This is a genomic window from Corynebacterium sp. KPL1824, from assembly GCF_000478095.1.
GTDB classification, from domain to species: domain Bacteria; phylum Actinomycetota; class Actinomycetes; order Mycobacteriales; family Mycobacteriaceae; genus Corynebacterium; species Corynebacterium accolens.
In genome coordinates, this window is record NZ_KI515749.1 from 510,319 (window position 1) to 530,791 (window position 20,473).

The window sequence follows — 20,473 nt, forward strand, 5'->3', positions numbered from 1 at the left end:
CACATGACGAGGATGAAAGGGAGACATTACGTGTTTGACGTAAATCTCTTCGACGAGCTCCGCATCGGTCTGGCCACTGCTGACGATATCCGTCGCTGGTCTAAGGGCGAGGTTAAAAAGCCCGAGACCATTAACTACCGCACGCTAAAGCCGGAAAAGGACGGCCTGTTCTGCGAGCGCATTTTCGGACCTACCCGTGACTGGGAGTGTGCTTGTGGTAAGTACAAGCGCGTCCGCTACAAGGGCATCATCTGTGAGCGTTGCGGCGTTGAGGTCACCAAGTCCAAGGTGCGTCGTGAGCGCATGGGCCACATCGAGCTGGCCGCTCCGGTAACCCACATCTGGTACTTCAAGGGCGTTCCTTCCCGCTTGGGCTACCTGCTGGACCTGGCACCGAAGGACCTTGAGCGCATCATCTACTTCGCTGCCAACATCATCACCTCCGTTGATGAAGAGGCTCGCCACAACGATCAGTCCACTCTGGAAGCAGAAATGCTCCTGGAGAAGAAGGACGTTGAGGACGAGACCGAGTCCGAGATCGCAGAGCGCGCTTCCAAGCTCGAGTCCGACTTGGCGGAGCTGGAGGCAGCCGGAGCGCGTGCCGATGCCCGCAAGAAGGTACAAAACGCTGCTGATAAGGAAATGCAGCACATCCGCGAGCGCGGCGAGCGGGAAGTCGCACGCCTGGATGAAATCTGGAACACCTTCTTGAAGCTTGCTCCGAAGCAGATGGTCATCGATGAGACCATCTACGAAGAGCTGGTTGACCGCTACGAGGATTACTTCACCGGCGGCATGGGTGCAGAAGCCATCCAGACCTTGGTCCGCAATTTCGACCTCGAGGCAGAGGCTGAGGAGCTGCGCGAGATCATCAACAACGGCAAGGGCCAGAAGAAGATGCGCGCGCTTAAGCGCCTCAAGGTCGTTGCCGCATTCCTTAACTCCGGCAACGACCCGGCAGGCATGGTGCTGGACGCTATTCCGGTTATTCCGCCTGAGTTGCGCCCGATGGTGCAGCTGGACGGTGGCCGCTTCGCTACCTCGGACCTGAATGACCTGTACCGCCGCGTTATTAACCGCAATAACCGCCTGAAGCGCATGATCGACCTGGGCGCACCAGAGATCATCGTGAATAACGAGAAGCGCATGCTGCAGGAGTCTGTGGACGCGCTCTTCGATAACGGCCGCCGTGGCCGTCCGGTTACCGGCCCGGGCAACCGCCCGTTGAAGTCCCTGTCTGACTTGCTCAAGGGCAAGCAGGGCCGTTTCCGCCAGAACTTGCTGGGTAAGCGCGTGGACTACTCCGGTCGTTCCGTTATTATCGTGGGCCCGCAGCTGAAGCTGCACGAGTGTGGTCTTCCGAAGCTGATGGCACTCGAGCTGTTCAAGCCCTTCGTGATGAAGCGCTTGGTCGAAAACGACTACGCCCAGAACATCAAGTCTGCTAAGCGCATGGTGGAGCGCCAGCGCCCAGAGGTGTGGGACGTGCTGGAGCAGGCCATTTCTGAGCACCCAGTGATGCTCAACCGTGCACCTACTCTGCACCGCCTGGGTATCCAGGCCTTCGAGCCGAAGCTGGTTGAGGGTAAGGCTATTCAGCTGCACCCACTGGCCTGTGAGGCCTTCAACGCCGACTTCGACGGTGACCAGATGGCAGTTCACCTGCCGCTATCCGCCGAGGCACAGGCAGAGGCTCGCGTGCTGATGCTGGCTTCCAACAACATTCTGTCCCCGGCATCCGGTAAGCCACTGGCTATGCCGCGTCTGGATATGGTGACCGGTCTGTACTACCTCACCATGGACAAGGCAGAGGACGAGATTGGTGGCAACGGTCGTTACCGCGAGGCTGGCGAGGACCACCCGGCAACCGGCGTGTATTCGTCCTACGCCGAGGCCCTCATGGCCTACGACCGCGGCACGGTTGGCCTGCAGGCACCGATCAAGGTCCGCATCGATCACCTGCGCCCACCAGAGGACATCGAGGCAGAACTCTTCCCCGATGGCTGGTCCAAGGGCCAGGCATGGTTGGGTTACACCACCATCGGCCGCATTATGTTCAACGAGCTGCTGCCGTGGAACTACCCGTACCTTGAGGGCATCATGGTCCGCAAGGGCGGCGGCACCGACGGCAAGGTCCTCATTGGTGACGTGGTCAATGACTTGGCCACCAAGTACCCAATGATCACCGTGGCCCAGGTTCTGGACAACATGAAGGACGCTGGCTTCTACTGGGCAACCCGTTCCGGTGTGACCATTACGATGTCTGACGTGCTCGTGCTGCCGAATAAGACCGAGATCCTCGAGTCTTATGAGAAGGAAGCAGAGCGCATTGAGCGTAAGTACTGGGAGCAGGGTGCACTCACGGAGCGCGAGCGTTATGACCGCCTGGTAGAGCTGTGGAAGGACGCTACCGATACCGTCGGTGAGGCCGTTGAGAGCATCTACCCGGATTACAACCCAATTCCGATGATTGTGAAGTCGGGTGCTGCCGGTAACATGCGTCAGATCTGGACGCTGGCCGGTATGAAGGGCATGGTTGTGAACTCGCACGGTGATTACATCACCCGTCCGATTAAGACCTCCTTCCGCGAAGGCCTGTCCGTGCTGGAGTACTTCAACAACTCCCACGGTTCCCGTAAGGGTCTGGCCGATACCGCACTGCGTACCGCTGACTCCGGTTACCTCACCCGTCGTCTGGTGGACGTCGCCCAGGACGTCATCGTCCGCGAAGAGGACTGTGGCACCCGCCAGGGCGTGCGCGTTCCTATCGGCGAGGTCTCCGGCGACAAGGTCGTCCTCTCCGAGCTGTGGGAGACCTCCGCTTCCGGTCGCGTGCTTGCTACGGACGTCAAGGACGAGAACGGCGAGGTCGTTGCAGAGGCCGGTGCAGACCTGACCGAGGAGCTCACGCAGAAGCTTCTCGATGCCAAGGTCACCGACGTCAAGGTCCGCTCCGTGCTGACCTGCCAGACCCCGGCCGGTGTCTGTGCGAAGTGCTACGGCAAGTCCATGGCGTCCGGCCAATTGGTCGACATCGGCGAGGCCGTCGGCATCGTGGCTGCACAGTCCATTGGTGAGCCTGGTACCCAGCTGACCATGCGTACCTTCCACCAGGGTGGTGTCGGTGGCGACATTACCGGTGGTCTGCCGCGTGTGCAGGAGCTCTTCGAGGCTCGTAACCCGAAGAACCGCGCACCGATTGCTTCCGTGGACGGCACCGTGTCCCTGTCCGATGAGGGCAACTTCTGGACCATGACCATCACCCCGGATGACGGTTCTGATGACGTGGTTTACGAGAAGCTCTCCAAGCGCCAGGGCCTGGCCCAGGTGCGTCGCCCGATGGAGTCCAACCCGGATGCGATGATCGAGCGTTCCTTGAGGGACGGCGACCACGTTGAGACCGGTGACCGCTTGATGCGTGGTGCGGCTGACCCGCACGACGTGCTCGAGGTTCTGGGTCGTCGCGGTGTGGAGCAGCACCTCATCAACGAGGTGCAGGCCGTGTACCGCACCCAGGGTGTGGCCATCCACGACAAGCACATCGAGATCATCATCCGCCAGATGCTGCGCCGCGGTACCGTCATCGACGCCGGTACCACGGAGCTGCTGCCGGGCAACCTGATCGACCTTTCTGAGGCCAAGCAGATGAACGCTGCACAGGTTGCAGAAGGCGGCGAGCCGGCGCAGCTGCGCTCGGAGATCATGGGTATTACTAAGGCCTCCTTGGCTACCGAGTCTTGGCTGTCCGCTGCTTCGTTCCAGGAGACCACGCGTGTGCTTACCGATGCCGCTATTAACAAGCGCTCCGATAAGCTCATCGGCCTCAAGGAAAACGTCATCATCGGTAAGCTGATCCCGGCCGGTACCGGTATCTCCCGTTACCGCAATATCTCCGTCAAGCCGACCGAGGCTGCGCGCAACGCCGCTTACTCGATTCCGACTTACGGCGATTCCATCTACGGTGATGACGGCTTCGGTGAATTCACCGGCGCTTCCGTTCCGCTGGATGAGGACTTCACCTTCTAAGTCCTAGAGCGCGTGCCCCTCGGCACCGCGTCCAGTCAGAGCCCCCGCTTCCGTGCACACGGTAAGCGGGGGCTCTTTCAGGATATTTCTCTATTAACGCAGATGGCCTATAAATATTTTGATTTTCAAATATGGGATTTAAATTGGGATACAATTTAACGTCACTTTGAACGAGGATCGTTTTTCAGAATTTCTGGAAGGGGATCGCTCGCCGAAAAATATTGAAGAACGTTAGGATCCAAGCAATTAAGTAATTCAAAAATTTCCTTCCGGTAGATGCTGCAATCGATATCGATCAGTGACTCTTGGCGGCTAATTCTATTTCTAAGCAAAACGGCGTGATGCATGATAAAACTAGCTCGATCAGGGGAAATACTCTTAGGGCCCGATGACAGCGCCCGGCTAGTTATCTCTTTGTACACGGACTTGAGATTCGTATAGGTGGTCTCGTTAGGGTAATACTTGCGGGTGCCATCGGGGCGAATTGTCGGTTCTCGGTAGAAGAAAGCTTCCTTCCATTGAGTTAAGGTGACTTGGGCAATAATGTCATCGCGGTTAATGGGTTGACCTTTTCGCGGATGAGTTCCTTCGACGAGCCCAGTTCCGTTGTCGCGAATCCCTTTAGCATTCCTGGCTTTTCCTAGGGCTCTGTTTGCAATTTGTTGGCTGACTTTGGAGAGAGGGAAGGATACATTGCAAGTGGGATGTTCAATCCAATTTTTATTGCTTTGAGGCTCCTGCTCATCGCTCCATTCATCGATCGCTTTGCAAATCTTGTTTCTGAGGACAATCTCAAAAACGGATAATAAGTTCCAAAGCGCCGCAGATAGTTGAAGGTCCCACCTATAAAGCGTGAGGGCTCGACCAGCATGATTTCCCATTTGGGTTAAATATTTTTCAGTGCGCTGTTCCCCCAACGTCTGTAGTACATGCTGTTCATGTCTGGATCCGTGCATTGCTTCGTCTTCCTCGGCATCGCGGATTAGGTGATCTTGTCATAATGTGCTTTTTGGTCTATTCTCGGAATGGAGAGAGTGATATAGCCACCTAGGACTTAATTCACTCCAGTAGGAAGGGCCACGTCCGAACACCGGTTACAAACCGAAGCATCGGACGGGGCCCTTTCGTTTTGAGAGCGTCTGATGGATTGTGTATAGGCTTCCCGTTACTGGGAGCCCAATTCGGCCGCCGAATTGGTTGTGGGGACCCGTATGCGTGCCTGCTAGTATGAGTAAAGCCTGTGGCCCAGATAAGTAAAAATGTGGGCCTTGGACTACTTGATTTAAACCATTACACGGGAGCTTTCAGAATCTGTGGGCCCGCGGGCGCACAGGCCGCACAGGCACAGAGGTGAAGGCTGAGATACTGCGATATGACGCGGTGAACCGTTGAACCTGATCCGGGTAATTCCGGCGAGAGGGAGGAAATAATGACTACTAATGCAGCTGCGTCCGCAGCGCCAAAGCGCAACCTGAACTGGCGCGTGGTGGACATCGTGGTGGCATCCGTCTTGGGTGTTGCCTGTGGCTTCGTATTCTTGGGCTGGAATGCCGTGGGCTATGCCTGGTACGAGGCCATGGATGCGCTCACGCCGGGCCTTGGTGGCTTGGCCACCGGTATCTGGCTGCTCGGCGGCATCCTGGGTGGATTGGTCATCCGCAAGCCGGGTGCGGCAGTTTACGTGGAGGTCCTTGCCGCCACGGTGTCGGCCGTCTTGGGTTCGCAGTGGGGCATTAGCACCCTGTACTCGGGCCTGGCACAGGGCATTGGCGTGGAGATCATCTTCGCCATCTTCATGTACCGCCAGTTCAACCTTGGCGTGACCATCCTGGCCGGTATGGCAGCAGGCTGGGGCGCCTTTGTTCTAGAGCTGTTTACCTCCGGTAACCTCGCCAAGTCCTTCGAGTTCAATATGATCTACTTGGTTACCCTGACCATTTCCGGTGCCATCTTGGCCGGCGCCCTGGGCTTCTACCTAGTGAAGGCATTGGCTAAGACTGGTGCCCTTGACCGCTTTGCAGTAGGCCGCGAACAGCGCGTTTAGGGCCTAGACTGCCGTGACTGATTTTTCACGCTTAGCAGGAAACGCCACAAAAATCGCGGCCCGCGGCTACGGCTGGACCCACGCTGGGCGTTCCCAACCGGCGCTGCAGGACATAGACCTTGTCATCGAACCCGGTGAGAAGGTCTTGCTGTGCGGGGATTCCGGCTCCGGAAAGTCCACGCTTTTGGCGGCGATCGCCGGCGTCTTGGGCTCTGACGAAGAAGGCACGCGCACCGGCGAGATCACCTTGGAGGATTCTGCGGGCACGGTCGAAGAACCGGGCCGGACCATTCCGGTGGGTTTGGTTCTGCAGGATCCGGATTCGCAGGTTATCTCCGCGCGCGTGGGCGATGATATCGCCTTTGGCTGCGAGAACCTGGCATATCCGCGCGAGGAGATCTGGCGCAGGGTGTGCCAAGCCCAAGAGTTGGTTGGCCCCTATGTGGATCTGGATTTTCCCACCGAGCACCTTTCCGGCGGGCAGAAGCAACGCCTGGCGCTCGCCGGGGTCATCGCCATGGGCGCGGGCGTGGTCCTATTGGATGAGCCCACCGCCAACCTGGATCCGGAAGGGGCGGGGGACGTGGTGCGGGCCGTCGGCAAGCTGGTAGAGCACACGGGTGCCACCTTGGTGGTGGTCGAGCACCAGCATGCGGCGTGGGAAAGCGTGCTGGACCGCGCGGTAGAACTGAAGGATGGACGCATTATTTCCGATGGTCCCTTTGCTGATGCCGCCGGCAAGCGCCAGGTCACCGGTCTTCCGCAGGCAAGGTCGCTAAAAAGCGATGCGCTCGATGAGTCCAACGCCGCGCTGTGGAGCAAGGATTTGGTAACCCGCTATGGGCCGCCGCGATCCATCTCCCTGCCGGCGGGGGCTTCGACCGTCATTACCGGCCGCAATGGCGTGGGAAAATCGACGTGGCTGATGACTATGGCGGGGTTACTTCCTGCCGAGTCCGGGGAAATCGGGGTCGCTGACTTCATCCGCCGCGGCGTGAAGGGCCCGCCTTCCCGGTGGAAATCCCGCGAGTTGGCTGACCGCATTGGTTTCGTCTTCCAAAATCCAGAACACCAATTTGTCGCCCGCACCGTGGAAGAGGAATTGCGGGTCGCGCCCAAGGTCATGCGCGTTGATCCCCCAGAGAAACGCATCGCGCAGCTGGTGGAATCGCTGCGCTTGGGGCACTTGCTCAAGGCCAACCCGTTTACGCTATCCGGCGGCGAAAAGCGCCGGCTTTCTGTAGCAACGGCGCTGGTGACCGCCCCGGAGGTGCTGCTCTTGGACGAGCCAACCTTTGGCCAGGATCCCGGCACCTTTGTGGAGTTGGTGGGGCTGTTGCGCCAATTGGCCGATGACGGCACGACCATTGCCTCCATTACCCATGACCCGCTCTTTATAGAGGCCTTGGGCGATCACCAGGTGGAGGTGCGCGGTGCCTAATCTCTTGCGCAACGTCAACCCGCTAACTCGTATCTTCCTGATGTTTGTGTGGGTTACGCCGCTGCTCGCCTCCATCGACTGGGTATCGGCGGCGCTATCGCTAAGCCTAACGCTCATTTTGGCACCGCTGTGCGGCGTGTCCTGGCTGCGGTTGTGGAAGGCCGGCTGGTTCTTATTCCTCATCGCCCCGCTGTCGGGCATTTCCATGCTGCTCTATGGCGCGCCCGGGGGAGAGGAGTACTTCAGTTGGTGGCTTATTACGGTGACGGAAAATTCGCTCACCCTGGCCATCGCGATCACGCTGCGCGTGCTCGCGGTCGCGCTACCCACGGTGGTGCTCGCGCGCGATATCGATCCCACCGAGCTTGGCGATGCCCTCTCGCAGATCCTCCGCCTTCCCTCCCGCTTCGTCATTGGTGCTGTGGCCGGCGTGCGCATGATGACGCTGCTGAAATCCGATTGGCAATCGCTCGGCATGGCGCGCAGGGCCCGCGGGCTTACGGATGAAGGTCGATTCAAGCACTTGCTTACGATGTCCTTTGGCCTATTGGTCATTGCCCTGCGCCGCGGCGGCAAGCTTGCGACGGCGATGGAAGCGCGCGGATTTGGGCGCACCCCACCCGGAGGAGGGGAGCGGACCTGGGCCCGAGAATCCAGGTTGCACGCCCGCGATGGGTGGGTGATGGCCTGCGGCCTCGCCCTTGCTTGTGTACCGGTGGTAACTTCGGTACTTACTGGGGCCTGGAGATTCTTTGGCCTTTAATCCGCGAAAGCAGTGATTCAAGCACTATGGACATTGATGCCGAACAAGAGCGCCTCTTGGAGGACATCGTTAAGCTAGCAGCCTCGCGAAAGCGTGCGTTTAAACCCATCACGGTGCTTATCGATGGCCCCTCTGGCTCCGGCAAAACCTGGACCGCCGCCACCTTGGCAGATCGCACCAATTGGCGGGTGGTTCACCTCGATGAATTCTATCCCGGCTGGCATGGCTTGGAGAAGGGCTCCGAGATGGTGGGCGAGCAAGTCTTGCGCACCATGAATCCCGGCTATTGGCGCTGGGATTGGGAAGCCAATTGCCCCGGTGACTGGGCCAGCCTCGACGTGCGGGATGATCTCATCGTTGAGGGCGTTGGCTCCGTGACCGCGGACAACATTGCGGCCGCGAAAAAGCGCGGCGCGGTAGTAACCGTGCGCATCGATGGCCCCCGCGAGCAGCGCTATGAGCGCGCGATTGCGCGCGAGCCGGCCTACGAAAAGTGGTTTGCCACTTGGGAAGAACAGGAAAAATCCTACTTTTCTGACAAGGCTGCAGAGCCAGACCTGACGTGGGAGTGGGAGTAGTCCCTCCGCGCCGCCGGCAGGATAGACTACCGGTTTTGTGTTCATGGCGCTGGCTTTGCTAGTCTTAGCGCTAGTTCACTATGTACTGCGCGCCCTGTGTGAATATGGCGCGCAAAGAACATGGTGAAAAGTCTGATCCTTAACAAGGCGCCCGCCTTGGGAAGAGTTCTGGACATGCGGAAGCGCCCCGGGAAAGAGCGCCTATTTTTGCATGTTTGGTTCCCTTCTTAAGAAGTGGTGCAATTCGACAGAAAGACTGTTTAATGCCAACTATTCAACAGCTGGTCCGCAAGGGCCGCCAGACCAAGCGCAAAGAGGTCTCTACCGCTGCGCTGAAGGGTTCCCCGCAGCGTCGTGGCGTGTGCACCCGCGTGTACACCACCACCCCGAAGAAGCCGAACTCTGCTCTTCGTAAGGTTGCTCGTGTGCGCCTTACCAGCGGCATCGAGGTTTCGGCCTACATCCCAGGTGAGGGCCACAACCTGCAGGAGCACTCCATGGTCCTCGTTCGCGGCGGCCGTGTGAAGGACCTTCCAGGTGTTCGTTACAAGATCATCCGTGGCTCCCTGGATGCCCAGGGTGTCAAGGACCGTAAGCAGGCTCGTTCCCGTTACGGCGCAAAGAAGGGACAGTAATAAACAATGCGTAAGAATGCTGCTCCGAAGCGTCCTGTAGTAAAGGACCCGGTATACAACTCCGAGCAGGTAAGCATGCTCGTCAACAAGATCCTCCAGGATGGCAAGAAGTCCACCGCAGAGCGCATCGTCTACGGCGCACTTGAGGCTTGCCGTGAGAAGACCGGCACCGATCCGGTTGGCACCCTGGAAAAGGCGCTGGGCAACATCCGCCCGGACCTCGAGGTTCGTTCCCGCCGCGTGGGTGGCGCTACCTACCAGGTGCCGGTTGAGGTCCGTCCGGACCGCGCCAACACCTTGGCACTGCGCTGGATGGTGACCTTCACCCGTCAGCGCCGCGAGAACTCCATGATCGAGCGTCTCGCCAACGAGATCCTGGATGCCTCCAACGGCCTCGGTGCTTCCGTCAAGCGTCGTGAGGATACCCACAAGATGGCTGAGGCTAACCGCGCCTTCGCTCACTACCGCTGGTAATTTTTCAGCACCTTCATCAATGGCCTAAGCAACGAGAAACGAGTTTCGCGCTGATTTCCGGGTTCCCGGCGGCGACACAAAACTTCATATCTCTTGCTTGGGCCATTTTGGTGGCACAGGGTGTGATTTAGTCCAGCACAGCTGGGCTAGTCCAGCGCATTCGCTTTGTGTCCAGTACACTGAAGCGATGGAAGTCTAGGAGCCGCTGGGCACCTAGCACGGCCACACAATGGCAAACTTTTCAAGAACTTATCCATGCAGGCGTCTTAGCCAGGTTTCTGGTCACGGCGTCGACGACTATTAAGTTGGGGTATAAACGTGGCACAAGAAGTGCTCAAGGATCTGAACAAGGTCCGCAACATTGGCATCATGGCCCACATCGATGCTGGTAAGACGACCACCACCGAGCGTATTCTCTTCTACACCGGTATCAACCGTAAGGTGGGCGAGACCCACGACGGTGCATCCACCACTGACTGGATGGCACAGGAAAAGGAACGCGGCATCACCATTACCTCGGCTGCCGTGACCTGTTTCTGGAACAACAACCAGATCAACATCATTGACACCCCGGGTCACGTTGACTTCACCGTTGAGGTTGAGCGCTCCCTGCGTGTCCTCGATGGCGCCGTCGCCGTCTTCGACGGTAAGGAAGGTGTGGAGCCACAGTCCGAGCAGGTGTGGCGCCAGGCCGCTAAGTACGACGTTCCGCGTATCTGCTTCGTCAACAAGATGGACAAGCTGGGCGCAGACTTCTACTACACCGTTGACACCATCGTTGAGCGCCTGGGCGCTAAGCCGCTCGTTATGCAGCTGCCTATCGGCGCTGAGGATGACTTCGACGGCGTTGTTGACCTGCTGAACATGCAGGCCATCACCTGGCGCGGCAAGGTCGAGACCGGTGCAGAGCCAACCTACGAGGAGATCCCCGAGGACCTCAAGGAAAAGGCTGAGCAGTACCGCGAGCAGCTGGTTGAGGCCGTTGCAGAGTCTGATGAAGAACTCATGGAGAAGTACTTCGGCGGCGAAGAGCTCTCCATCGACGAGCTGAAGGCCGGCATCCGTAAGCTGACCATCAACTCTGAGATTTACCCGGTCTACTGTGGTACCGCTTACCGCAACAAGGGTGTCCAGCCACTGCTGGATGCTGTTGTGGACTTCCTGCCTAACCCGCTGGACGTGGGCGAGGTTATCGGCCACGCTGTGGGCGATGAGGACCAGCAGCTTACCCGTAAGCCTTCCGTTGAGTCTTCCTTCTCCGCACTGTCCTTCAAGATTGCAGCTCACCCGTTCTTCGGTCAGCTCAACTTCGTGCGCGTGTACTCCGGCCAGGTCACCCCTGGTACCGAGGTCATGAACTCCACCAAGGGCAAGAAGGAGCGCATCGGTAAGCTCTTCCAGATGCACGCCAACAAGGAGAACCCGGTGGAGCAGGCTGACGCCGGCAACATCTACGCCGTTGTTGGTCTGAAGGAAACCACCACCGGTGACACCCTGTGTGACAAGAATGACCAGATCATTCTTGAGTCCATGGACTTCCCGGACCCGGTTATCAAGGTCTCCATCGAGCCGAAGACCAAGGCCGACCAGGAGAAGCTGGGTAACGCCATCCAGAAGCTCGCTGCCGAGGACCCAACCTTCACCGTTGAGCTGGATGATGAGACTGGCCAGACCGTCATCGGCGGTATGGGCGAGCTACACCTCGACGTGCTGGTTGACCGCATGAAGCGCGAGTTCAAGGTCGAGGCAAACATCGGTAACCCACAGGTTGCTTACCGCGAGACCATTCGCCGCAAGGTGGAGTCCATCGACTACACCCACAAGAAGCAGACTGGTGGTTCCGGTCAGTTCGCAAAGGTTATCTGCACCATCGAGCCGTACAACCCGGACCCAGAGACCTTGGAAGAGGGCGAGTCCGCAACCTACGCTTTCGAGAACGCCGTGACCGGTGGCCGCGTGCCGAAGGAATACATCCCTTCCGTCGATGCTGGTATCCAGGACGCAATGCAGTACGGCTACCTGGCTGGCTTCCCGATGGTCAACATCAAGGCAACGCTGGAAGACGGCGCTTACCACGACGTTGACTCCTCTGAGATGGCCTTCAAGCTGGCCGGCTCCCAGGTATTCAAGGAAGCTATGGCCAAGGCAAAGCCGGTTCTGCTGGAGCCAATGATGGCCGTTGAGGTTGTTACCCCTGAGGAGTACATGGGTACCGTTAACGGTGACATCTCCTCCCGTCGTGGCCAGGTCTTCGCCATGGAAGACCGCTCTGGCGCCAAGGTCGTCAAGGCCAAGGTTCCGCTGTCTGAAATGTTCGGCTACATCGGTGACCTGCGTTCTTCCACCGCAGGCCGCGCTAACTTCACCATGGTCTTCGACTCCTACGCTGAGGTTCCTTCCTCCGTGGCTCAGGAGATCATCGAAGAGCGCACCGGCGGCGCTAACTAATAGAGACGCCCCGCCCGTTCAGCGGTGGCTAAGGGCTGGTAGTCTCTGCCAGTAGATGCCAGCCTCACCGCTAAATGTGGCAACTGGGCCAGGGTAGCGGCGGGCTGAGTTTGCAGCTAAAACCATTGGTTGTGAATTGAGCCGGCCGTTACCCTCCCAGGATCCTTTATTTGAGACTCTTGTTGAGGGAAATGGCCGCGAAGATTCGCGGGGTTACCTCCTATAATGGCGGTTTGAAAAAACCGCGGGATAAATCTAGGATCGTGTAACTGGCACGTAAAGAAAGCGTCATTAGCGCTTTGTCCCAGATATTGGGTCAGGTGCCAATGACAACTGTCAACCACGTGGCTGCGAAGGTCGTAGCCACCATATAGTCCAGGAGGACATACAGTGGCAAAGGAGAAGTTCGAGCGTACGAAGCCGCATGTGAACATCGGCACCATCGGACACGTCGACCACGGCAAGACCACCACCACCGCAGCGATCACCAAGGTTCTGGCTGACCAGTACCCTGAGGAGAACCAGGCATTCGCGTTCGACATGATCGACAAGGCTCCTGAGGAGAAGGAGCGCGGTATTACCATTAACATCTCCCACGTGGAGTACTCCACCCCGAAGCGTCACTACGCACACGTTGACGCCCCGGGCCACGCCGACTACATCAAGAACATGATTACCGGCGCAGCTCAGATGGACGGCGCTATCCTGGTTGTTGCTGCAACCGATGGCCCGATGCCGCAGACCCGCGAGCACGTTCTGCTTGCTCGCCAGGTTGGCGTTCCTTACATCCTCGTTGCACTGAACAAGTGCGACATGGTTGATGATGAGGAAATCATCGAGCTCGTGGAGATGGAGATCTCCGAGCTGCTCGCAGAGCAGGACTACGATGAGGAAGCTCCTATCGTTCACATCTCCGCTCTGAAGGCACTCGAGGGTGACGAGAAGTGGGTACAGTCCATCGTTGACCTGATGGATGCCTGCGACAACTCCATCCCTGATCCGGAGCGCGCTACCGATCAGCCGTTCTTGATGCCTATCGAGGACATCTTCACCATTACCGGCCGCGGTACCGTTGTTACCGGCCGTGTTGAGCGTGGTCGTCTGAACGTCAACGAGGACGTTGAGATCATCGGTATCCAGGAGAAGTCCCAGAACACCACCGTTACCGGTATCGAGATGTTCCGCAAGATGATGGACTACACCGAGGCTGGCGACAACTGTGGTCTGCTTCTGCGTGGTACCAAGCGTGAGGACGTTGAGCGTGGCCAGGTTGTTATCAAGCCGGGCGCTTACACCCCTCACACCAAGTTCGAGGGTTCCGTCTACGTCCTGAAGAAGGAAGAGGGCGGCCGCCACACCCCGTTCATGAACAACTACCGTCCTCAGTTCTACTTCCGCACCACCGACGTTACCGGTGTTGTGAACCTGCCTGAGGGCACCGAGATGGTTATGCCTGGCGACAACGTTGAGATGTCCGTTGAGCTCATCCAGCCTGTTGCTATGGACGAGGGTCTGCGCTTCGCTATCCGCGAGGGCTCCCGCACCGTCGGCGCTGGCCGCGTTACCAAGGTTCTCGACTAATCGAGGCTTCGTAACCGCTCAGTAGAGCTTTAAGAGTCCGCTGCACCGCATGCCGGTGTGGCGGACTTTTTTGATTCCTACACGCCTTGAATTGGAAAGGTCTTCGTCCACCGGCCGCCGGTGCATTAGCGGCTGTCTGCTGCACTCCGTGGTAACTGTAGAGCCAGCCGGAGGCATAGTATCGCTGTTGGAGGCCTGAAGGCAGCGATATGGTTATGCCAGGGTAGAGGCTATCTCAGAGGTTCCTAGGCGCTTGGGCCAACGGCTTGGCTGGCACCCTTCGGCAGGAGGCGCTTAAGGATGGTTCTAAGGGTAATCCGGGGTCGTGGGGCTCTTAAGCTGGCGTACGGACTGCGCTAACGCCTAATGGTCCGGCGGCGCGATGTTGTCCCGCTCGCACGCACGGAGGAGCGAGGCTATTGCCTTTGAGTTGGGCCTGGATTGGGATACCGGGGCCAAACACACCCAAAGACGAAGGAAGGCCTCCCACACCTGCTGGCAGGTAGTGGAAGGCCTTTACTCGTTAAGGGAGGTAGGTACTACTTCTCCCAGCCGATGTTTTCCTTAGGAATGATAGCGAATCCGAGGGCACCCATGTTGGCGAGGCCCTTCTTCAAGCCAACCATCTGCGGACCGTTAGCATACGGAAGCAGTCCGTATTCTTCGAAGGCTTCGGATTCGAGTTCGTTGACCCGCTTTACCTGCTCATCGCGGGTTGGTAGCTTCTGCATCTCGTCGATCTTTTTGTCGAATTCCTCGCTACCGGTGCCGGACTTGTTGAGGGTGGAAGTGCTCCCGTAGAACTGACCGAAATAGGCGGGACCAAATGGGTCGCTAGAACCGAAGCCGGAGAGCAAGAGGTCGAAGTCGCGCTCGCTGATGATCTTGGAGAAGTCAGAGCTTGGGCGCTCCTCAATCTTCAGCTCAATGCCAGCGTCTTTCAGCATCTTTTGGACGGCGGTAGCGGTGGACTTGGAGACCTCGTCATCGCCGATAAGCACGTATCGCAGAGACAGCTTGTCGCCGTCCTTGGCGTAGTAGCCGTCATCGCCCTCAGAGTAGCCGGCGCCTTCCAGCAGGCTCTTTGCCTCTTCAACGTCGTACTCGAGAACCTCGGAAAGGTTATCTTGGTAACCATCCTGAATCGGGAAGAGGGTCAAGGAGCCAGGCAATTCTTCTTCATAGCCAAGCCCGTTGTAGCGGATTTCAGCAAGCTGTGCGCGGTCGATGGCCGAAAAGACAGCATGGCGCACGTCCTTATCCGCAAGTTGAGGTGCCTTGGAGTTTAGGGTGAACAGGACGCTGGCCGGGCGGGTAGCTGCGCGGACATCGATGGAATCGCCCATATCTGCGGCGATAGTGAGGTTATTCTTACTTCCCACGCCGGCTACGTCAATTTCGCCGGCCTGGAAGGCATTGATGGTTGCCTGGTCCTCCATCACGCGGTAGCTGACCTTATCCAGCTTCGGCTTATCGCCCCACCATTTTTCGTTGGGGACAAAGGACACGGTGCCGCCGCGGAAGTCGACGTTGTCAACCTTGAATGGGCCCGCGCCGTACTGTGGGTTGAGCTTGCCTAGGTATTCTTCATTGAACTTTTCGGCGGTATCGATCGCTGGGTGCAAAATGCTGTTGAATAGTCCTTGCCACCATGGGTATGGACCCTCGAAGGTGACCACGGCTTCTTTGTCATTCTCGCCCTTCTCCACGGATTCGATCAGCTCGTAACCGTCTGTGGAGTTGACCTGCACATCAGTGTTCTTGCCGTTGTTGAAGCGCCAGGTGTTCTCGAAAGCGGTCCAGTCAATGGGGGTGCCATCGTTGAAGGTTGCGTCATCGTTGATGTCGTAGGTCACGACGGTTTTATCGCCTTCAGTGGATTCTTCTACCGAATCCAAGTACGCGGGATTTGGGGTGTAGTGACCCTCGCCGTCATAGAGCGCCATCTGCGGGTTGTACCAGCCCCATACGGTGCGGGTATCCGTGGTCATATTGGCGTGGAAGTCATTTTGCTGTTCGGTAAGCTCGCCTAGGGAAAGGCTCAGCTCGCCGCCGTCCTTAATCTCATCGCGTTCTTTTTCGTTGTAGTCCCCAGATGGCTTGACGTCGATCTCGAGGCCACCGACAGCCTTGTTGGAGGAGTCGCCACCGCCAGAACCCGAGCAGGCGGTGAGTGCGAGTGCCGTGGCGGAAAGAGTAGCAACCGTTGCTATGCGGAAGCGACCGAACTTTTTCATTGGGGATTACTCCTTGCGTGAGATGAAGGCGAAGTTGGCATAGACGGCCGATTAAGTAACCATCTGTTGCAACTATGTGAAGTACTTTACAATATTCAAATTTGTGTCCGCAATCACTTTGGGAAAAGGATGCGGGGCTAGGGGGTAGCTAGGCCCGGGATTTTTCCCTGCGTGCGCGGGCAACCTTGGGATCTGGATTCGGGATGGCATCCAGAAGTTTCTTGGTGTAGTCGTCTTGGGGGTTATCGAAAATCTCATCCGTTGAACCGGACTCAACAAACTTGCCCTTGTACATGACCGCAACGCGGTCCGAGAGGTGGCGCACAACGGAAAGGTCGTGGGCAACGAAGAGATAGGACAGGCCCAGCTTTCGCTTCAGGTCCTCGAGCAGGTTAATGACACCCGCCTGGATGGAGACGTCCAAGGCGGAGACTGGCTCATCCAGCACGAGAACCGAAGGACGCGTGGCTAGGGCGCGCGCCAACCCGATTCGCTGGCGCTGGCCGCCAGAGAAGTGGCTAGGGAAGCGGTCCAGCTGCGAGGAATCGAGGCCGACCAGGTTCATGAGCTCATTCACGCGGGCATCGACGTCGCCGTCATAGCCTAAGGAATTGAGCGGTTCCGCAATTACCTCGCGAACGGTCAGGCGAGGATTTAGCGAGCTCATCGGATCCTGGAAGACGATCTGAATGTCTTTGCGGGCCTCGCGGCGCTCTGAGCCGCTCATTCCATTGGCGTCCTTGCCGTTGAGGACTACTGCGCCATTTTCTGGGTCCAGGTCCATGATCTCCAGCAGGGTGGTTGTCTTACCGCAGCCGGACTCGCCGACGATGGCCAGGCACTCGCCTTCGCGGATATCGAAGGTAATGCCGTCGACGGCCTTGACGGTGCCCACCTTGCGCTTAATTAACGCGCCCTTGGTCAGCGGGAACTGCTTGCGCAGTTCGTTCACAGCGAGGGTAGTCTTGCGGTCCTCGCGGGGAACGTCGGCCAAGACGTCATCGGAAAGCAGTGGCGGCTTGAACATCAGCTCGCCGTCAATTTTGCGGTCGTGGATCTCCGGCGCGCGCAGGCAGGCGCTGCGGTGGGAGGTGGACTCGTCCTTGAGCGGAAGCAGGTCTGGCTCGCCGGAAAGGCAAGCCTCTTGCGCGACGGGGCAGCGCGGGGCGAATTGGCAACGATCCTTTAGATCCACCAAGACCGGCGGGTTGCCCTCGATGGGGGTGAGGGGCTCCGAGGCCGAGGCATCGGGGCGCGGGGTGGAACCAAGCAGGCCCACGGTATAGGGCATGCGCGGGTTGGAGAAGATGGTATCGACATCGCCGTGTTCTACCGGCTGGCCGGCGTACATGACCATGACGTCATCGGCGGTTTCTGCCACCACACCCATATCGTGGGTGATCATGATGGTGGCGGCGCCGGTTTCGCGCTGGGCCAGCCGGATGACGTCCAGGATCTGGGCCTGGATGGTGACGTCGAGGGCCGTCGTCGGCTCATCGGCAATGAGTACGCGCGGGTTATTCGCAATCGCAATGGCGATGACCACGCGCTGGCGCATACCGCCGGAAAACTCGTGCGGGAAGGACTTCAGGCGCAGGTGTGGCTCGGGAATGCCCACCAGATCTAAGAGCTCGGTGGCTTGCTTCAGCGCTTCTTTCTTGCCGATGTCCTGGTGCGCCTGGATAGCCTCCACCAGCTGCGAACCAATATCGAAGACCGGGGTCAGCGCGGAGAGCGGATCCTGGAAGATCATGCCGATGCCATTGCCGCGGATGCCTGACATTTCCTTATCAGAAAGCCCGAGGAGCTCGCGGCCATCGAATTTTACGGAGCCTTCAACCTTGGCGTATTCCGGCAGCAGGCCCATGATGGACATGGAGGTTACGGACTTACCGGAGCCGGATTCGCCGACGATGCCCAGGGTGCGGCCGGGGTGTAGGTCAAAGCTGACACCGCGCACCGCAGAGACGGTACCTGCTTCAGAAGGGAAGCTGACGCGTAAGTCATTGACGGACAAGATAGGCGAAGTCATAGTTTACCTCCGGAATTGGAGTTGGGATCGAGTGCGTCGCGCAGACCATCGCCAATAAATGCCATGGAGACGGTCAGCAGCGTCAAGGTAGCGGCGGGGAAGTAGAACTGCCATGGGGCGGATTGCAGGGAGGCGGTGCCGCCCTGCAGCAAGGTACCGAGGGAGACATCGGGAAGCTTCACGCCCAAGCCCAGGAAGGACAGGGCGGTCTCAGAGCCCACGGTGCCCACCACGCCGAAGACGAACTGGATGATAAGCAGCGAACCAATATTGGGAATGACGTGGCGGATGATGGTGCGCATCTTGGATACGCCCATGTAGCTTGCGGCGCGGACATAGTCTTGCTCGCGGACGGTAAGGGCCAAGGACCAAATCACACGGGCCTGGTACATCCAGCCGAAGGCGATAAGGACGACCATCAAAAGCTTCCAGTCACCGCCGGAGTCTGCCACCACGAGGGCGATGAGCAGGAAGGTCGGGATGGACAGCAGGAAGTGGATAACGGCGAGGACGGCCTTTTCCGCGATTCCGCCCCACAGGGCTGCGGCACAGCCGATGAATGCGGAGATGACCAACGTGGCAAAGGACACCACGATGGCGATGGTCAGGGACCTGCCAAGACCGTGGATGGTTTGGGCATAAAGGTCATTGCCGGAATCGTTGGTACCGAACCAGTGCTCGGGGCTCGGCGGCTCAGACAGGGCGAGGAAGTCCGGTTCCGTGTAGTCCCACTGGGCAAAGAAATTGCCAAAAAGGGCGGCGAAGATGAGAAAGCCCAGGATGAAAACGCCGACGGTGGCCAGCTTGTTGCGGAAGAAGCGGCGGACGTACAGCTTGTACCGGGAAGTACCGCGGGGAACCTCCGGCAGCGTGGCCATGCGCTCGGCTTCCTCATTGCTTAAAGGATCCTCGGAGACGACCTCGGTGCGCGTAGAAACCTCGCCACGGGGCTGTTTCTTGGACATCTTTGGTTCTTTGGGATTTGTCATTTAGCTCACCCTTACTCGTGGATCCAAGGCGACAACAACGAGGTCTGCCAAGACGGCGGACACGGCCGTCATTGCGGCACCGAATGCCGCCACGGCTACCGCGCCATTGATGTCGTTCTTACTGATGGTCTGGATGAAGTACTGGCCCATACCGTTCCAGCCGAAGATGCGCTCCGTCATCACGGCACCGGTGAAGATGCCGGGCACAGAGAAGGCGACGGACGTTGCCACCGGAATGATGGAGGTGCGCAGCGCGTGCTTGCGGATGGCCTGCTGGCGGGTAAGTCCCTTTGCACGTGCGGTGCGGACATAATCCGCATCGAGGTTATCGAGCAGCAGCGTGCGCTGAGTCATGTGGTAGCTGGCGTAGCTGATGATCACCAGGGAAATCGTGGGCAAGATGAGGTGCTGCGCGGAGTCCAAGAGCTTGGGGAAGAATCCCTCGACCCCCAAGGACTTAGAGCCGACGACGTAGAAAATCTTCTTGCCGGTCAAATCGTTGATCTCCAGGGCAGCCCAGACGACGGCGATGGAGGCAACAACCACGTGGGTATTCATCGCAATGATGGAAATTCCCTGCCACACGCGGTCACCGGTCTTGTACTGGCGGGAGGCGGTGTATACACCAACGGCCACACCGATGACGATGGACAGGATGGTGGCCAGCAAGAGCAGCTGTGCGGATACCCAGATGCGGTAGCTGATCTCTTCGTTAACCATCTCACCGACCGGAGATTGTCCCCAGTCCCACTTCGTGAGGATATTGGTCAGCCAAGTCCACCAGCGCTCCAGGAGCGGGGTTTCTGGGCTGAGGTTATAAGGCTCGAGGAGGTTATTGATTTCCTCATCTGAAAGTGGTGGACGGCGCTCGGTGTAGTTCGAACGCGGGTCCAAAAACGAGGCCGCCAAGAAATAAGCCAAGTTAGTGGCTAAAAAGATCATGAGTAACCAGCCCAAGATCTTTTTGATCAAATACTTTTTCATGGGGAAATTCTCCGTGCGCGGTTAAGCAGGAAACAGTGCGAATAAATATGAAGCCAACGATGGAGTCGTTGTATGTGACCAATCTAATAAGATATAAGCGAGCGCACAATTCACGTAGCCCCGTGATGTACATCGCCAATCAAACGACAGGTATTTTTTCAGTGTAGACGCTTAGGGCCTTAAAAAGAAAAATGGGATTCAGCTGCAGATTTAAAAACCTGAATTGTTCAACAGTTATAGG

Annotated in this window: 14 protein-coding genes and 1 riboswitch; of the genes, 9 read left to right on the forward strand and 5 right to left on the reverse strand. The window is 58.2% G+C overall.

Going from position 1 to position 20,473, the window contains the following annotated elements; translation table 11 throughout:
• The first annotated feature begins 30 nt into the window (after nt 1–30).
• Complete coding sequence (locus HMPREF1267_RS02365; protein ID WP_023028270.1) at nt 31–4,026, forward strand: DNA-directed RNA polymerase subunit beta'; 3,996 nt, start codon at nt 31–33, stop codon at nt 4,024–4,026.
• Between the two features lie 161 nt (nt 4,027–4,187).
• On the opposite strand, the gene HMPREF1267_RS02370 is transcribed toward HMPREF1267_RS02365, so the two are convergent.
• A complete protein-coding gene (locus tag HMPREF1267_RS02370; protein WP_232215095.1) occupies nt 4,188–4,943 on the reverse strand; it encodes a hypothetical protein in 756 nt (251 codons plus the stop codon).
• 367 nt (nt 4,944–5,310) lie between these two features.
• A riboswitch (TPP riboswitch) is annotated at nt 5,311–5,466 on the forward strand.
• Between HMPREF1267_RS02370 and HMPREF1267_RS02375 the strand changes: the two genes are divergently transcribed.
• The 8 genes from HMPREF1267_RS02375 to tuf all read left to right on the forward strand — a co-directional run bounded on the left by HMPREF1267_RS02375 (nt 5,456) and on the right by tuf (nt 13,990).
• Nucleotides 5,456–6,070, forward strand: coding sequence for an ECF transporter S component (locus HMPREF1267_RS02375; protein WP_023016726.1), 615 nt, complete (start codon nt 5,456–5,458; stop codon nt 6,068–6,070). (Overlaps the previous riboswitch by 11 nt.)
• Before the next feature lie 13 nt (nt 6,071–6,083).
• Complete coding sequence (locus HMPREF1267_RS02380; protein ID WP_023028272.1) at nt 6,084–7,511, forward strand: ABC transporter ATP-binding protein; 1,428 nt, start codon at nt 6,084–6,086, stop codon at nt 7,509–7,511.
• The gene (locus HMPREF1267_RS02385; RefSeq protein WP_005281190.1) at nt 7,504–8,274 is read left to right on the forward strand and encodes an energy-coupling factor transporter transmembrane protein EcfT; all 771 of its coding nucleotides are present in this window, start codon (nt 7,504–7,506) and stop codon (nt 8,272–8,274) included. Before HMPREF1267_RS02380 ends, HMPREF1267_RS02385 begins: the two co-directional genes overlap by 8 nt.
• 26 nt (nt 8,275–8,300) lie before the next feature.
• Entirely contained in the window at nt 8,301–8,852 is a 552-nt protein-coding gene (locus tag HMPREF1267_RS02390) for a hypothetical protein (RefSeq protein ID WP_005276877.1), read from the forward strand.
• Nucleotides 8,853–9,115: 263 nt separating this feature from the next.
• On the forward strand, nt 9,116–9,487 hold the full coding sequence (gene rpsL, locus HMPREF1267_RS02395) for a 30S ribosomal protein S12 (RefSeq protein ID WP_005276879.1): 372 nt from the start codon (nt 9,116–9,118) through the stop codon (nt 9,485–9,487).
• Between the two features lie 6 nt (nt 9,488–9,493).
• The gene (rpsG, locus tag HMPREF1267_RS02400; RefSeq protein WP_005276881.1) at nt 9,494–9,961 is read left to right on the forward strand and encodes a 30S ribosomal protein S7; all 468 of its coding nucleotides are present in this window, start codon (nt 9,494–9,496) and stop codon (nt 9,959–9,961) included.
• Nucleotides 9,962–10,279: 318 nt separating this feature from the next.
• On the forward strand, nt 10,280–12,409 hold the full coding sequence (gene fusA, locus HMPREF1267_RS02405) for an elongation factor G (RefSeq protein ID WP_023016729.1): 2,130 nt from the start codon (nt 10,280–10,282) through the stop codon (nt 12,407–12,409).
• Between the two features lie 390 nt (nt 12,410–12,799).
• The gene (tuf, locus tag HMPREF1267_RS02410) at nt 12,800–13,990 is read left to right on the forward strand and encodes an elongation factor Tu (RefSeq protein WP_005276884.1); all 1,191 of its coding nucleotides are present in this window, start codon (nt 12,800–12,802) and stop codon (nt 13,988–13,990) included.
• Between the two features lie 539 nt (nt 13,991–14,529).
• Here the strand turns inward: tuf and HMPREF1267_RS02415 are convergent.
• The 4 genes from HMPREF1267_RS02415 to HMPREF1267_RS02430 form a co-directional block, all read right to left on the reverse strand.
• Nucleotides 14,530–16,227, reverse strand: coding sequence for an ABC transporter family substrate-binding protein (locus tag HMPREF1267_RS02415; RefSeq protein WP_023028273.1), 1,698 nt, complete (start codon nt 16,225–16,227; stop codon nt 14,530–14,532).
• A 148-nt stretch (nt 16,228–16,375) separates the two neighbouring features.
• On the reverse strand, nt 16,376–18,259 hold the full coding sequence (locus HMPREF1267_RS02420; RefSeq protein WP_023028274.1) for an ABC transporter ATP-binding protein: 1,884 nt from the start codon (nt 18,257–18,259) through the stop codon (nt 16,376–16,378).
• Nucleotides 18,256–19,248 (reverse strand): ABC transporter permease, encoded by a 993-nt coding sequence (locus HMPREF1267_RS02425; RefSeq protein WP_023028275.1) that lies wholly within the window; start codon nt 19,246–19,248, stop codon nt 18,256–18,258. Before HMPREF1267_RS02425 ends, HMPREF1267_RS02420 begins: the two co-directional genes overlap by 4 nt.
• Nucleotides 19,249–20,232, reverse strand: coding sequence for an ABC transporter permease (locus HMPREF1267_RS02430; protein ID WP_023028276.1), 984 nt, complete (start codon nt 20,230–20,232; stop codon nt 19,249–19,251). It lies immediately after the preceding gene.
• Nucleotides 20,233–20,473 lie beyond the last annotated feature (241 nt).

What these genes read in the sequence shown, in the direction of transcription:
- HMPREF1267_RS02375 (WP_023016726.1), top strand. Translation starts at nt 5,456, where the DNA reads ATGACTACTAATGCAGCTGCGTCCGCAGCGCCAAAGCGCAACCTGAAC.
- HMPREF1267_RS02390 (WP_005276877.1), top strand. Translation starts at nt 8,301, where the DNA reads ATGGACATTGATGCCGAACAAGAGCGCCTCTTGGAGGACATCGTTAAG.
- rpsL (WP_005276879.1), top strand. Translation starts at nt 9,116, where the DNA reads ATGCCAACTATTCAACAGCTGGTCCGCAAGGGCCGCCAGACCAAGCGC.
- rpsG (WP_005276881.1), top strand. Translation starts at nt 9,494, where the DNA reads ATGCGTAAGAATGCTGCTCCGAAGCGTCCTGTAGTAAAGGACCCGGTA.
- HMPREF1267_RS02415 (WP_023028273.1), bottom strand. Translation starts at nt 16,227, where the DNA reads ATGAAAAAGTTCGGTCGCTTCCGCATAGCAACGGTTGCTACTCTTTCC.
- HMPREF1267_RS02420 (WP_023028274.1), bottom strand. Translation starts at nt 18,259, where the DNA reads ATGACTTCGCCTATCTTGTCCGTCAATGACTTACGCGTCAGCTTCCCT.
- HMPREF1267_RS02425 (WP_023028275.1), bottom strand. Translation starts at nt 19,248, where the DNA reads ATGACAAATCCCAAAGAACCAAAGATGTCCAAGAAACAGCCCCGTGGC.
- HMPREF1267_RS02430 (WP_023028276.1), bottom strand. Translation starts at nt 20,232, where the DNA reads ATGAAAAAGTATTTGATCAAAAAGATCTTGGGCTGGTTACTCATGATC.